This window comes from Citrobacter sp. CK198, from assembly GCF_030333295.1.
Taxonomy (GTDB): domain Bacteria; phylum Pseudomonadota; class Gammaproteobacteria; order Enterobacterales; family Enterobacteriaceae; genus Citrobacter_B; species Citrobacter_B koseri.
This window is the reverse complement of sequence record NZ_JAOWGE010000036.1, coordinates 141,602-154,795: the sequence shown is the minus strand read 5'-3', so window position 1 is coordinate 154,795 and position 13,194 is coordinate 141,602. Positions and strand designations below refer to the sequence as shown.

Below are 13,194 nucleotides of genomic sequence, written 5' to 3'. Positions count from 1 at the left end.
GCGCCATCCGGCAACGTTTCGGAGCTACTATGAAACAAGACGTCATTCTGGTTCTCGACTGCGGCGCCACCAACGTACGGGCAATGGCCGTTGACCGTCAGGGAAACATTGTCGCCCGCGCATCAACAGCGAATGCCAGCGACATCGCCACGGAAAATAGCGCCTGGCATCAGTGGTCGCTGGCGGCCATTCTGCAACGCTTCTCGGACTGCTGTCAGCAACTGAAGACGGAACTGGCGGCCTGCCGGGTTCGCGGCATCACCGTCACGACGTTCGGCGTAGACGGCGCGCTGGTTGATGAACAGGGTCAGTTACGCTATCCGGTCATCAGCTGGAAATGCCCCCGCACCCTTGCCGTCATGGAAAACATCGGCCGCTTTATGCCGCCGCAGCAGTTGCAGGCGATCTCCGGCGTCGGCGCATTCGCCTTTAATACGCTGTATAAACTGGTGTGGCTGAAAGAGAACCACCCGCAGTTGCTCGAACAGGCGCACGCCTGGCTGTTTATTTCATCACTGATCAACCACCATTTAACCGGTGAATTCACCACCGATATTACTATGGCGGGCACCAGCCAGATGCTGGATATCCACCAGCGGGATTTCAGCCCGGAGATTTTACAGGCCACGGGTTTACCCCGCCGTCTGTTTCCACGGTTAGTTGAAGCGGGCGAACGGATTGGCACGCTGCAAAACGACGCCGCAAACCTGCTTGGGCTTGAGGCGGGTATTCCGGTGATCTCCGCCGGGCATGACACGCAGTTTGCCCTCTTTGGCGCCGGCGCAGAACAGGATGAACCGGTACTCTCGTCCGGTACGTGGGAAATCCTGATGGTACGCAGCGCGCAGGTGAACACGCCGCTGCTCAGCCATTACGCCGGTTCCACCTGTGAACTGGACAGCCAGGCCGGACTTTATAACCCAGGCATGCAGTGGCTGGCTTCCGGCGTGCTCGAATGGGTGCGCAAACTGCTCTGGACGCCAGAAACGCCGTGGCAGACGCTGATTGACGAGGCGCACGCCATTCCGCCGGGAGCTGAAGGCGTGAAGATGCAGTGCGATCTCCTCACCTGTCAAAACGCGGGCTGGCAGGGGGTGACGCTGAACACAACGCGTGGTCATTTTTACCGCGCCGCGCTGGAAGGGCTCACGGCGCAACTGCAACGTAATCTGCAAACGCTGGAAAAGATTGGTCACTTCCAGGCAACTGAGCTTCTGCTGGTTGGCGGCGGAAGCCGCAACGCGCTGTGGAATCAAATCAAAGCCAATCTGCTTGATATACCGATTAAGGTGCTGGATGACGCGGAAACCACCGTCGCCGGGGCCGCCATGTTCGGCTGGTATGGCGTGGGCGAATTTGCCAGCCCGGAACAGGCCCGAGCCCAGGTGCGCTATCAGTACCGCTATTTCTGGCCGCAAACTGAACCCGAATTTATTGAGGGAGTGTGAGATGCTAAAAACTATTTCGCCATTAATATCCCCTGAGTTACTGAAAGTGCTGGCTGAAATGGGGCACGGGGATGAGATTATTTTTTCCGATGCCCACTTTCCCGCGCACAGCATGGGACCGCAGGTTATTCGCGCAGATGGTCTGAAAGTCAGCGATCTGCTCCGGGCAATTATCCCGCTGTTTGAACTGGACAGCTACGCGCCGCCGCTGGTGATGATGGCCGCCGTAGAAGGCGATTCGCTCGACCCGACGGTTGAAGCGCGTTATCGCGATGCGCTCTCATTACAGACGCCGTGCCCGGAGATTGTCCGCATCGACCGCTATGCGTTTTATGAGCGGGCGCAAAAAGCCTTTGCGATCGTTATCACAGGAGAGTGCGCGAAGTACGGGAATATTCTTTTAAAAAAAGGGGTAACGCCGTAATCTCTTGCCGGTGCGCCCGCATGATGCGGGCGTTCATCGAATGATGGGGTGAGAAAAGATGAAAGCGGCACGCCAACAAGCGATAGTAGACCTGCTGATCAACCATAAAAGTCTGACCACCGAGGCGCTGTCAGTACAGCTTAACGTCAGCAAAGAGACCATTCGCCGCGATCTCAGCGAGCTACAGGCGCAGGGAAAAGTGCTGCGCAATCACGGGCGCGCCAAGTATATTCACCGGGAAAACCAGGACAGCGGCGACCCGTTCCACATCCGGCTGAAAAGCCACTATGCGCATAAGGCGGATATCGCCAGGGAGGCGCTGGCATGGATAGAACCGGGCATGGTGATCGCTCTGGACGCCAGCTCAACCTGCTGGTATCTGGCCCGCCAGTTGCCGGACATTGATATTCACGTCTTTACCAACAGTCACCCGATTTGCCAGGAGCTGGGCAAACGCGAACATATTCAGCTCATCAGTTCCGGCGGCCAGCTTGAGCGTAAATATGGCTGCTACGTCAATCCGTCGCTTATTTCTCAGCTTAAGCCGCTCGACATTGACCTGTTTATTTTTTCCTGCGAAGGGATTGACCGCGGCGGCGCGCTCTGGGACTCAAATACGATCAACGCGGATTTCAAATCCACGCTGCTTAAGCGCGCATCGCAGTCTTTATTGTTGATCGACAAAAGTAAGCTCAACCGCTCGGGAGAGGCCTGCATCGGGCATCTGGATGATGTGACGCACATCATTTCCGATGAGCGCCAGGGGGTGATTCACGCCTGATGGCGTTGCTGTTTATCAGGCCAACAAATAACAGGCGCAGGCCGGATAAGGCATTTACGCCGCTATCCGGCAATTCATCGTATTACCGCTCGTCGCGACGCCCGCCCACGGCGGCCCACAGCCGACGGACATGCACGGTCACTTCTTCACGATCGTGATACAGCTGTCGCGCCTGAATTTGCGCGTTAATGCCGTGTTCATCAAGCTGCGCCTGAATATACGCCAGGTTCTGCGACACCTCTTCATAGCGTTTTTTCATCGGCAGCTTGAGATTGAAGATCGTCTCGCGACACCAGCCGTTTACTAACCACTGCGCCATCAGCGCGGCAACCTTAGCAGGCTTTTCCACCATGTCGCACACCATCCACGAGATGTTGTTACGGTTCGGACGGTATCTGAATCCATCTTCGCGCAGCCAGGTCACCTGCCCGGTATCCATCAGGCTCTGCGCCATTGGGCCGTTATCGACAGAGTAAACCCACATGTTGCGCTTCACTAACTGGTAGGTCCAACCGCCAGGGCAGGCGCCTAAATCCACGGCATACATCCCGTTCGCCAGACGTTCATCCCACTCATCGGCCGGAATAAAAACATGCAGCGCTTCTTCCAGCTTCAGCGTCGAACGGCTTGGCGCATCGGCCGGGAATTTCAGCCGCGGAATCCCCATATAGAACGGCGAGTTGTTGTCAGGATACGAATACCCGGTATAACAGCAGCCCGGCGCGATGAAGAAAACATGCACCACCGGACGCTTTGGCGTTTCATAGTTTGTCAGAATCCCCGCGTCGCGCAGCGCGGCCCGCAGCGGCACCGTAAATTTACGGCAAAACTTCATCAACTCTTTGCTTTCATTGGTGTCTGCGACTTCAACACGCAGCTCGCCGCCTTTTTCCACAACGCCCTGTAGCATCCCGACAATCGGCGTAATGCGATCGTCCGGCGGCAGGTCGCGCAGCAGCTCGCCGACGACGAACATTTGACGCGCAAAAATGAGCGAGGAAAAAGGCAACTCTTTTACTATTTTTTCAGCATCGTCCGGCTGATAGCACTCAAAGACGACGTATCCGGCATTGTCTTTAACACGAGCGAAGCCAAAGATTTCCCGACGCGCCGCCTTATCCGTCATTTCGGCAGCGCACTCCTTTTCAAAACCAGGGCGACACAACAATACAACCTTATTCATGACCAACGCCCTTACGTTTCAAACGGATGGCGCCAATTAACATCAGCACCCAGCCTGCCAGGAAACTCACGCCGCCGACAGGAGTAACAAACGCCCACAGGCGTAAATGAGACAGCGCCAGGCAATACAGGCTGCCGCTAAACAGCACCGTACCTAACGCCAGAAAAACGCTGCTCCAGTAAAACCAGATGCTAATGCGTCGCTGCATCGCAACCGCCAGGCCAAAAATGGCCAGCGTATGAAACGCCTGATATTGCAGGCCGGTCTGGACCCAGCCCATTTCAACCACACCAAGAGTTTTGCTCAGGACATGCGCCCCAAAGGCACCCAGAGCAACATAGATAAAGCCGCTTATCGCGGCAAAAATCAGCATAAAACGGCTGGTCATGGTAGTACCCTAAATAAATTATTGTTCGTAACGAAAGCGGAATTTTTCTTGTTCAGCGGCCGCTTTGGTCAGAATCCACTGACGAAAGGCGGCTATTTTACCCAGTTCTGCCTGACTGTCATGACAAACCAGATAAAAAGCATTTTTACTGACCAGAACGTCGTTAAAGGGACAGACAAGACGCCCGGCTTCAATTTCTGATTGCGCCATGACGTTGTTCGCCAGCGCAACCCCCTGTCCGTGGATGGCAGCCTGTAGCACCATTGCGCTATGGCTGAAAATAGGTCCCTGCTGCACATTAATATGATTCAGCCCCAACTGACGCGTATAGGTCTGCCAGTCTCTTCGCGAAGCATCATGCAGTAATGTATGTTTTGCCAGATCTTCCGGCGTCTTTAACGGCTTATCGCCCGTCAGTAATAACGGTGAACACACCGGCAGTAAATATTCTGCGTACAATTTTTCAACGCGCAAGCCCGGCCAGTTGCCACGCCCATAAAAAATAGCGACGTCGACATCATCAGCCAGCTTATCTTCCTGACGGTCCACAGCCTGAATTCTGACATCGATTCCCGGATAAGTTGAGTTAAAGCTTGAGAGTCGAGGAACCAGCCACTGGATCGCAAAACTGGGCAATAAACTGACCGTAAGCGCGCCTTTTGCACTCCGCGCCTGAAGTTTACGCGTCGCTTCGGTTAATTGCGAAAAAATCTCTTTGATGTCGAGGAAATAGCTCTGCCCCTCTTCCGTTAGCAAAAGCGAACGATTGCGACGACGGAACAGTTTTAGCCCCAAAAAATCCTCAAGTGACTTGATTTGGTGACTTACTGCGGCCTGTGTCACAAAAAGCTCTTCTGCTGCGCGAGTGAAGCTTAAATGCCGCGCTGCGGCATCAAAAACACGTAATGCATTTAAGGGTGGTAATCGTTTTGACATGGCTTTTAGACTTTGATGTTAAATAAATTTAACAATTAGGTAACCTTGTGTAACCTATTAGTTTTTTTAATCTGAGCCATTATAATTTGTCCGTTGAGGTTCTACCAGCAAATACCTATAGTGGCGACACTTCCTGAGCCGGAACGAAAAGTTTTATCGGAATGCGTGTTCTGATGGGCTTTTGGCTTACGGTTGTGATGTTGTGTTGTTGTGTTTGCAATTGGTCTGCGATTCAGACCATGGTAGCGAAGCTACCCTTTTTCACTTCCTGTACATTTACCCTGTCTGTCCATAGTGATTAATGTAGCACCGCCAATTGCGGTGCTTTTTTTTGTCCATGACCGACCGGTTACTGATCCAGTTCGACCATCTCTTTAACGTCAGTACGATTGATCTGCTGTTTGTTGCCGTTAGCGTCTTTATAAGAAATCATGCCGGTTTCATCATCGGTTTTTGGCTTACCGTCTGACACGATAGTACGGCCATCATTTGTGTGCATCACATAATTCGGACCGGAACAGGCGCTCAGGGCAAAAGTCAGCATACATGCAGAGATCATTGCGGCAGTCTTTTTCATTTTCATCTTCTTCTCCTTAAAGCTGTTTATGCTAAATAAAACGGGTTCCGTAACAGGCAAAAACATTCGCCTAACACTATTTAGCATAACCTGCTTCCCTGACTTCACCAGGATAACCAGACAATTCCGATGGTTAGGACAAACCTTGTATCACAGCCCTTTTTGCGCCACGATCGGTATACTGAATTGAGGAATACCATGAACGCTTTCAATCCTGCGCAGTTTCGCGCGCAATTTCCTGCCCTTACCGATGCGGGCGTTTATCTCGACAGCGCCGCGACGGCGCTTAAGCCTCAGGCCGTGATCGACGCCACGCATCAGTTCTACAGCCTGAGCGCCGGAAACGTCCATCGCAGCCAGTTCGCCGAGGCACAGCGACTAACCGCACGCTATGAAGCGGCGCGCGGCAAAGTGGCGCAGTGGCTGAACGCGCCTGATGATGCATCGATTGTCTGGACACGCGGCACCACGGAAGCCATCAATATGGTGGCGCAATGCTATGCCCGCCCGCGCCTGCAACCCGGCGATGAGATAATCGTCAGTGAAGCGGAGCATCACGCGAATCTCGTTCCCTGGCTGATGGTCGCTCAGCAGACGGGCGCAAAAATCGTCAAACTGCCCCTGAATGCCCTTTTCCTCCCCGACGTGGAGCGTCTGCCTGAACTCATCACGCCACGCAGCCGGATTCTGGCGCTGGGACAGATGTCGAACGTCACGGGCGGCTGCCCGGACCTGGCGCGCGCTATCACGCTGGCGCACGCGGCAGGGATGGTGGTGATGGTTGACGGCGCGCAAGGCGCGGTGCATTTCCCCGCCGATGTACAGCAGCTGGATATTGATTTTTATGCCTTCTCCGCCCACAAGTTGTACGGCCCGACGGGCATCGGCGCGCTGTACGGTAAACCGGCCTTACTGGAAGAGATGTCCCCGTGGCTCGGCGGCGGTAAGATGATCGCTGAAGTCAATTTTGAAGGATTCACAACCCAGGCCGTTCCCTGGCGTCTGGAAGCCGGCACGCCAAACGTGGCTGGGGTTATTGGCCTTAGCGCCGCGCTGGAGTGGCTGGCGGAAGTGGATATGGCGCAGGCCGAAAGCTGGAGTCGCGGTCTGGCGACGCTGGCGGAAGACGCGCTGGCGAAGCGCCCGGGTTTCCGTTCTTTCCGTTGCCAGGACTCCAGCCTGCTGGCCTTCGATTTTGCCGGCGTTCATCACAGCGATATGGTGACGTTACTGGCCGAATACGGTATCGCCCTGCGCGCCGGGCAGCACTGCGCGCAGCCGCTACTGGCGGCGCTTGGCGTAACGGGCACCCTGCGCGCCTCTTTTGCGCCGTATAATACAAAGCATGATGTGGATGCGTTGGTCAGCGCCGTTGACCGCGCGCTGGAAATACTGGTGGATTAATGACAAGCCCTCTTTTTGCCGGACACCCGTTTGGCACGACCGTAACGGAAGAGACGTTACGCGCTCTCTTTATCCCGCTCTCGCAGTGGGAGGACAAGTATCGCCAGCTTATTCTGTTGGGTAAGCAACTCCCGGCATTGCCGGATGAGCTAAAAACGCAGGCAAAAGAGATCGCAGGATGTGAGAACCGCGTCTGGCTGGGGCATACCCTGTCAGAGAAGGGAACGCTGCACTTTTTCGGTGACAGCGAAGGGCGTATTGTACGCGGTTTGCTGGCGGTTTTACTCACGGCGGTAGAGGGAAAGACCCCGGCGGAACTGCTGGCGCACTCGCCGCTGGGGTTGTTTGATGAGTTAGGCTTAACAATACAACTTAGCGCATCGCGCAGCCAGGGGCTGCATGCGCTGAATAACGCGATTATTGAGGCTGCCCAGCAAGCCGGATGACGACGCTGATGCGTCTTATCCGGCCTACAACACCGCACGAACCGTAGGTCGGATAAGCATAGCGCCATCCGACACAATCAAGCCTGACGCGCCGCCTTCGCCATCATCTTCTTCAGCGCATGAGACACAGCAACAAAGCCAAAGGTCGCAGTTACCATCGTGGCTGCGCCGAATCCAGAGGCGCAATCCATTCGTTTCGGCCCTTCCGCCGTCGCTTTCATCGCACATACGGAACCATCAGCCTGCGGATAAACCAGCGCTTCCGTTGAGAACACGCAGTCCACGCCCAGTTTGCCCTTGCTGTTTTTCACCACGCCAAAGTCGCTTTTCAGCCGTTCGCGCAGTTTCGCCGCCAGCGGGTCCTGGATGGTTTTCGCCAGATCCGTTACCTGAATCTGGGTCGGGTCTATCTGCCCACCCGCCCCACCGGTGGTGACTAACGGAACCTTATTTCGGCGGCACCAGGCAATCAGCGCGGCTTTTGGCCGCACGCTGTCGATGGCATCAATGACATACGAAAACCCTGCGCTCATATACTCCGCGACGTTATCCGGCGTGACAAAGTCATCCACCACCGTCACCCGGCACTCCGGGTTGATCTGACGAATACGCTCGGCCATCACCTCGGCTTTCGCCAGACCGACGTTATCGCGCAGCGCATGAATTTGCCGGTTGGTGTTGGTGACGCATACGTCATCCATATCGATGAGCGTGATCGCGCCAATGCCGGTACGCGCCAGCGCCTCTGCCGCCCAGGAGCCGACGCCGCCGATCCCGACCACGCAAATATGCGCACCGGCAAACAGCTGCAACGCTTTTTCACCATACAGACGGGCGGTGCCGCCAAAACGCTGGCGCCAGGCATCACTAATTACAACAGACATACGACCTCAGAATTAAAAAGGGGTAATACGATCGTAGGCCGGATACGTCGCTTGCGACGCCATCCGGCATGATTTGCCTGATGGCGCTACGCTTATCAGGCCTACGATTTAAATCTTCAGCGAAGCCGCCATCAGGCAATCAGCCGCTAAATACGTTACCGGTTCCCGGGGCGTTTTTCAGCACCCAGACGCGCCCATAGTGATTATACCAGCCTGCGCGGTGCCCGGCGTCCGGGCCAATCCCCTGATAAATATCAAAGTGCTGGCCTTTAATCGCGCCGCCCACGTCCAGCGCCACCATCAGGCGCAATTCGTACTGGCCGTTAAACTTGCCGTTGTTATCCAGCAGCGGGACTTCCGCCAGCAGGGTTGTTCCTGCCGGGATAATACTGCGATCGGAAGCCACAGACGCACGGCCGATAAGCGGCACGGCGCTGGCGCCTTTCACCGGGGCAAAAGATTGCGGCTTAAAGAAGACGAATGACGGGTTTTGTTCCAGCAGCTCGCGCACTTCCGCTTCACTGTGGGTTTCTCCCCAGTGGCGAATGGCCTGCATCGACATATCTTCTTTCTTCACTTCACCGCGATCGATCAGCACTTTGCCGATACTGCGGTAAGCATGGCCGTTTTTCCCGGCATAGCTGAAGAAATTCAGCGGGCTGCCGTCGCCAAAATCAATATAGCCGCTGCCCTGAACGTCCATGATGAAGTTATCCATCAGCGAGTTGCTGTACGCCAGAATGTAGCTGTCGCTCAGCGCGCCGGAATAGATCTCGGCACGAGACGGTAAGCGGCCGCGTTTTGGCGGCATGCGATAAATAGGGTACTGGAACTCGCCCTGACGGGTATGGCGCGCCTGGATAACCGGCGTGTAGTAACCGGTGAACTGGACGTTGCCGTAGTTATCCGCCCCTTCCATCTGCCAGGCATCAATACCAAACTGGCGCATCATTCGCGTATCGCCACCGGAACGTAACCACTCCTGCACGGCGTTATAGACGTTACTCTGGTTGCCATACAGACGCGGCGACGCGCTGCGGATTTGGTTGACCTGCTCGGCGAAATCGCCTGCGTTGATAGGCGCCCCAATGGCGTCAGGTTGGTTCACCAGTGAGAAAGGCTGGGTAAACTTCCCGTCTTTATACTGCTGGCCGCGATCGGTCGGTTTAGAGGAACAGGCGGCAAGCATTGCAACCACCGCCCCCATAAGAAGGTAATTTGCCCAACGTCCTTTCATGAGTTCTCGTCTTTTAGCTGTAAATCTTGCGCTATGAAGATAACAAACCCCCGAACCTAATGAAATGCGAAGCGCTCCCCTGACGCAAATTACGCACAAAAAACGTACCAAAGCGCGTTGTTTTTGCACACAATCACCCCAATTTCGTGATCCGGGTGAAAAAAGGGTTGCATGAAAATGTTAGCAGAGTATAGTGCGCATCCACGGACGCGGGGTGGAGCAGCCTGGTAGCTCGTCGGGCTCATAACCCGAAGGTCGTCAGTTCAAATCTGGCCCCCGCAACCAATTAAAATCTGATGTAATATTTTGCAAAGTAGTTCGAATCACAACAAGGCGGCGACGCAGTGAATCCTTAGGAGCTTACTTCAGTAAGTGACTGAGGTGAACGAGGAAAGCCAACGCAGATGTGGTTTGAAATACGAAGCAGAAAGACGGACGCGGGGTGGAGCAGCCTGGTAGCTCGTCGGGCTCATAACCCGAAGGTCGTCGGTTCAAATCCGGCCCCCGCAACCAATATTAAACACCTTAACGGGTGTTTTTTCGTTTCTGCGGTCCGTAAAAAAAGCGCCTTTCAGCGCTTTTTTATTATCCCCTTCTCGCCAGCGTCGCCCCATCGGCAAAGTAGGCTTTAATACCCGCCAGAATCGACTCCGCCACTTCCTGCTGGAACTTCGCCGTTTTGAGCTTACGCTCCTCTTCAATATTACTGATAAAGGCGGTTTCCACGAGAATAGAGGGGATATCCGGCGCTTTCAGCACCGCAAAGCCGGCCTGCTCAACCTGATTTTTGTGCAGATTATTAACCCTTCCCAGCTTGTTGAGCACCGCTTTACCGAACTTCAGACTATCGGCGATGGTCAACGATTGCACCATGTCGAACATGGTGTGATCGACATAGCGATCGCCGCTTTTACTCACGCCGCCGATCAAATCCGAGGCGTTCTGAGTTTGCGCGAGGTATTTTGCCGCCGTACTGGTCGCGCCCTTCGTCGAGAGCGCAAAAACGGATGAACCGCTGGGCTGTCGGCTGGTAAACGCGTCCGCATGGATAGAGACAAACAGGTCGGCGCGCTGCTTCTGGGCTTTCGCCACGCGCACTTTCAGCGGAATGAAGATATCCTCATTACGCGTCATGTAGACCTTCATATTGCCTTCTCTCTCAATTAACGCGCGCAAGCGGCGGGCAATCTGCAACACCACGTCTTTTTCGCGCGTCTTGTATTTCCCCACGGCGCCGGGATCTTCTCCTCCATGACCGGGATCGAGCATGATCACGATCGGGCGATCGCGCCCCGCCTTGCCCGGCTGCGGCCCGCTCTGCGCAGGCGGCACCTGCTTATCCAGATCGCCTTTGTTGTAATCTTCCAGCAGCGCCAGCAACGGGTCCTGCATATCCTGCGCATTGGCAGGGTAGAGATCCATCACCAGGCGTTCTTTAAAGCCCGCCACAGGCGCAAGGGCAAACAGCTGCGGTTTCACGTTTTGCTTCAGCTCAAACACCATCCGCACCGTCTGTGGATCAAACTGCCCCACTCGCGCTGACTTGATATACGGATCGTCCGCGCGGATCTGCGCGCCAATGCCTTTAAGCACCGAGTTCAGATTCACGCCTTCAATATCCACCACCACGCGCTCAGGGTTACTCAGGGCAAACTGTTTGTATTTCAGCAGACGGTTCGATTCCACCGTGACGCGGGTATAGCTGGACGCAGGCCAGATGCGTACCGCGACGACCTGGCTGACGGCAGCCAAACCGACCTGACTTACGCTCAATAGCCACATGGCGCCCGTCCCTTGTAGTAAACGACGGCGACTGATTGCTGAGTTGGATCCCGACATGCTTCTCCCGAGCAAAACAAACTTAACGGTGCTGATGTACAAAACGTCTAAATTGACCGGAAACTTTAGCGAATGACGCATAATCTGTCATCTATAAAAGGGTAAACTTTCTTTTTGTATTCACGGTATTACTGAGAGAAAACTTCAGCGGGATTAAAATTTGCGCTTGCGCACGACGGAAAAACAGAATAAAAATACATTAATTTCGAATAATCATGCAATGAGGGTGTGCCGTGGTGAAGGAACGTAGAACCGAACTGGTACAGGGATTCCGCCATTCTGTTCCCTATATCAATACCCATCGGGGAAAAACGTTTGTCATTATGCTTGGCGGTGAGGCCATTGAGCATGAAAATTTCTCCAGTATCGTCAATGACATCGGGCTTCTGCACAGTCTGGGCATTCGCCTGGTGGTGGTGTATGGCGCGCGTCCGCAAATCGACGCGAACCTTGCCGCACATCATCATGAGCCGCTGTACCACAAAAATACCCGCGTGACGGACGCCAAAACGCTGGAACTGGTTAAGCAAGCGGCAGGCACGTTGCAGCTGGATATCACCGCCCGTCTGTCGATGAGCCTGAACAACACCCCCTTACAGGGCGCGCACATCAACGTCGTCAGCGGCAATTTTATTATTGCACAGCCGTTGGGCGTGGATGACGGCGTGGATTACTGCCACAGCGGACGCATTCGCCGTATTGATGAAGAGGCGATTCATCGCCAGTTAGACAGCGGCGCAATTGTGCTGATGGGGCCGGTCGCGGTTTCCGTCACAGGCGAAAGTTTTAACCTGACCTCAGAAGAGATCGCCACGCAGCTCGCCATCAAACTGAAGGCGGAGAAGATGATCGGCTTCTGTTCGTCGCAAGGGGTAACTAACGACGAAGGCGACATCGTTTCCGAACTTTTCCCGAACGAAGCGCAGGCACGCGTTGAAGCGCAGGAAGAAAAAGGCGATTACAATTCAGGCACCGTGCGGTTCCTGCGCGGCGCGGTGAAAGCCTGTCGCAGCGGCGTGCGTCGCTGCCATCTGATTAGCTACCAGGAAGACGGCGCGCTATTGCAGGAGCTGTTCTCACGCGACGGGATCGGGACGCAAATCGTGATGGAGAGCGCCGAGCAGATTCGCCGCGCCACCATTAACGATATCGGCGGGATCCTGGAGTTGATTCGCCCGCTGGAACAACAGGGGATTCTGGTGCGCCGCTCCCGTGAACAACTGGAGATGGAGATCGACAAATTCACGATTATCCAGCGAGATAATCTGACCATCGCCTGCGCCGCGCTGTACCCTTTCCCCGAAGAAAAAATCGGCGAAATGGCCTGCGTGGCGGTACATCCAGATTATCGCAGTTCATCGCGTGGCGAAGTCTTGCTGGAGCGGATCGCCGTGCAGGCAAGACAGATGGGCCTCAGCAAGCTGTTTGTGCTGACAACGCGCAGTATTCACTGGTTCCAGGAACGTGGGTTTACGCCGGTGGATATCGAACTGCTGCCCGAGAGCAAAAAAGAGATGTACAACTATCAGCGTCGTTCAAAGGTGTTGATGGCAGATTTGGGATAACCCATTTTGCCTGACGGCGACGCTAAAGCGTCTTATCGGGTCTACGGGGATGCTGTAGGCCGGATAAGCGCAGGCGCCATCC

General features: G+C 54.9%; 13 protein-coding genes and 2 tRNA genes. 8 read left to right on the top strand and 7 right to left on the bottom strand.

Features of this window, described 5'->3' with window-relative positions; all coding sequences use genetic code 11:
- The first annotated feature begins 29 nt into the window (after positions 1 to 29).
- The 3 genes from fucK to fucR are packed head-to-tail and all read left to right on the top strand — an operon-like array spanning position 30 to position 2,653.
- Positions 30 to 1,448, top strand: a complete 1,419-nt coding sequence (gene fucK / locus OGY62_RS21725) for an L-fuculokinase (protein ID WP_286460537.1) — start codon at positions 30 to 32, stop codon at positions 1,446 to 1,448.
- Position 1,449: 1 nt separating this feature from the next.
- The gene (fucU, locus tag OGY62_RS21720; protein ID WP_012134919.1) at positions 1,450 to 1,872 is read left to right on the top strand and encodes an L-fucose mutarotase; all 423 of its coding nucleotides are present in this window, start codon (positions 1,450 to 1,452) and stop codon (positions 1,870 to 1,872) included.
- A 58-nt stretch (positions 1,873 to 1,930) separates the two neighbouring features.
- Positions 1,931 to 2,653 (top strand): L-fucose operon activator, encoded by a 723-nt coding sequence (gene fucR, locus OGY62_RS21715; RefSeq protein WP_012134922.1) that lies wholly within the window; start codon positions 1,931 to 1,933, stop codon positions 2,651 to 2,653.
- 82 nt (positions 2,654 to 2,735) lie between these two features.
- Here the strand turns inward: fucR and rlmM are convergent, their stop codons facing one another.
- From rlmM to OGY62_RS21695, 4 genes are all read right to left on the bottom strand, one after another.
- Complete coding sequence (gene rlmM, locus OGY62_RS21710; protein ID WP_104868247.1) at positions 2,736 to 3,836, bottom strand: 23S rRNA (cytidine(2498)-2'-O)-methyltransferase RlmM; 1,101 nt, start codon at positions 3,834 to 3,836, stop codon at positions 2,736 to 2,738.
- A complete protein-coding gene (locus OGY62_RS21705; RefSeq protein WP_012134924.1) occupies positions 3,829 to 4,224 on the bottom strand; it encodes a DUF423 domain-containing protein in 396 nt (131 codons plus the stop codon). The genes rlmM and OGY62_RS21705 overlap by 8 nt, the downstream gene beginning before the upstream one ends.
- An 18-nt stretch (positions 4,225 to 4,242) precedes the next feature.
- The gene (gene gcvA, locus OGY62_RS21700; RefSeq protein WP_012134925.1) at positions 4,243 to 5,160 is read right to left on the bottom strand and encodes a glycine cleavage system transcriptional regulator GcvA; all 918 of its coding nucleotides are present in this window, start codon (positions 5,158 to 5,160) and stop codon (positions 4,243 to 4,245) included.
- Positions 5,161 to 5,509: 349 nt separating this feature from the next.
- Entirely contained in the window at positions 5,510 to 5,737 is a 228-nt protein-coding gene (locus tag OGY62_RS21695) for a YgdI/YgdR family lipoprotein (RefSeq protein WP_024130904.1), read from the bottom strand.
- A gap of 198 nt (positions 5,738 to 5,935) precedes the next feature.
- Here OGY62_RS21695 and csdA point away from each other — a divergent pair, with 198 nt between their 5' ends.
- Both csdA and csdE read left to right on the top strand, forming a co-directional pair.
- Complete coding sequence (gene csdA / locus OGY62_RS21690; protein WP_058668035.1) at positions 5,936 to 7,141, top strand: cysteine desulfurase CsdA; 1,206 nt, start codon at positions 5,936 to 5,938, stop codon at positions 7,139 to 7,141.
- A complete protein-coding gene (gene csdE / locus OGY62_RS21685; RefSeq protein WP_115614460.1) occupies positions 7,141 to 7,587 on the top strand; it encodes a cysteine desulfurase sulfur acceptor subunit CsdE in 447 nt (148 codons plus the stop codon). The genes csdA and csdE overlap by 1 nt, the downstream gene beginning before the upstream one ends.
- Before the next feature lie 77 nt (positions 7,588 to 7,664).
- Here the strand turns inward: csdE and tcdA are convergent, their stop codons facing one another.
- Positions 7,665 to 8,471, bottom strand: a complete 807-nt coding sequence (gene tcdA / locus OGY62_RS21680; protein ID WP_012134929.1) for a tRNA cyclic N6-threonylcarbamoyladenosine(37) synthase TcdA — start codon at positions 8,469 to 8,471, stop codon at positions 7,665 to 7,667.
- A gap of 139 nt (positions 8,472 to 8,610) precedes the next feature.
- Positions 8,611 to 9,708, bottom strand: a complete 1,098-nt coding sequence (gene mltA, locus OGY62_RS21675) for a murein transglycosylase A (protein ID WP_012134931.1) — start codon at positions 9,706 to 9,708, stop codon at positions 8,611 to 8,613.
- A gap of 208 nt (positions 9,709 to 9,916) precedes the next feature.
- Here mltA and OGY62_RS21670 point away from each other — a divergent pair.
- Positions 9,917 to 9,993 (top strand) — tRNA-Met (locus OGY62_RS21670).
- A 151-nt stretch (positions 9,994 to 10,144) separates the two neighbouring features.
- Positions 10,145 to 10,221 (top strand) — tRNA-Met (locus OGY62_RS21665).
- A gap of 72 nt (positions 10,222 to 10,293) precedes the next feature.
- Here OGY62_RS21665 and amiC read toward each other — a convergent pair.
- Positions 10,294 to 11,547 carry an N-acetylmuramoyl-L-alanine amidase AmiC gene (gene amiC, locus OGY62_RS21660; protein ID WP_024130905.1) on the bottom strand — a complete coding sequence of 418 codons (1,254 nt, stop codon included), beginning with the start codon at positions 11,545 to 11,547 and terminating at the stop codon, positions 10,294 to 10,296.
- Positions 11,548 to 11,780: 233 nt separating this feature from the next.
- On the opposite strand from amiC, the gene argA reads away from it, so the two are divergent.
- Positions 11,781 to 13,112: an amino-acid N-acetyltransferase gene (gene argA / locus OGY62_RS21655; protein ID WP_024130906.1), complete on the top strand. Its 1,332-nt coding sequence runs from the start codon at positions 11,781 to 11,783 to the stop codon at positions 13,110 to 13,112.
- Positions 13,113 to 13,194 lie beyond the last annotated feature (82 nt).

Coding starts and splice junctions, on each gene's coding strand:
- amiC (WP_024130905.1), bottom strand. CDS start 11,547: ATGTCGGGATCCAACTCAGCAATCAGTCGCCGTCGTTTACTACAAGGG.
- rlmM (WP_104868247.1), bottom strand. CDS start 3,836: ATGAATAAGGTTGTATTGTTGTGTCGCCCTGGTTTTGAAAAGGAGTGC.
- OGY62_RS21705 (WP_012134924.1), bottom strand. CDS start 4,224: ATGACCAGCCGTTTTATGCTGATTTTTGCCGCGATAAGCGGCTTTATC.
- fucK (WP_286460537.1), top strand. CDS start 30: ATGAAACAAGACGTCATTCTGGTTCTCGACTGCGGCGCCACCAACGTA.
- fucR (WP_012134922.1), top strand. CDS start 1,931: ATGAAAGCGGCACGCCAACAAGCGATAGTAGACCTGCTGATCAACCAT.
- OGY62_RS21695 (WP_024130904.1), bottom strand. CDS start 5,737: ATGAAAAAGACTGCCGCAATGATCTCTGCATGTATGCTGACTTTTGCC.
- gcvA (WP_012134925.1), bottom strand. CDS start 5,160: ATGTCAAAACGATTACCACCCTTAAATGCATTACGTGTTTTTGATGCC.
- mltA (WP_012134931.1), bottom strand. CDS start 9,708: ATGAAAGGACGTTGGGCAAATTACCTTCTTATGGGGGCGGTGGTTGCA.
- csdE (WP_115614460.1), top strand. CDS start 7,141: ATGACAAGCCCTCTTTTTGCCGGACACCCGTTTGGCACGACCGTAACG.
- fucU (WP_012134919.1), top strand. CDS start 1,450: ATGCTAAAAACTATTTCGCCATTAATATCCCCTGAGTTACTGAAAGTG.
- csdA (WP_058668035.1), top strand. CDS start 5,936: ATGAACGCTTTCAATCCTGCGCAGTTTCGCGCGCAATTTCCTGCCCTT.
- tcdA (WP_012134929.1), bottom strand. CDS start 8,471: ATGTCTGTTGTAATTAGTGATGCCTGGCGCCAGCGTTTTGGCGGCACC.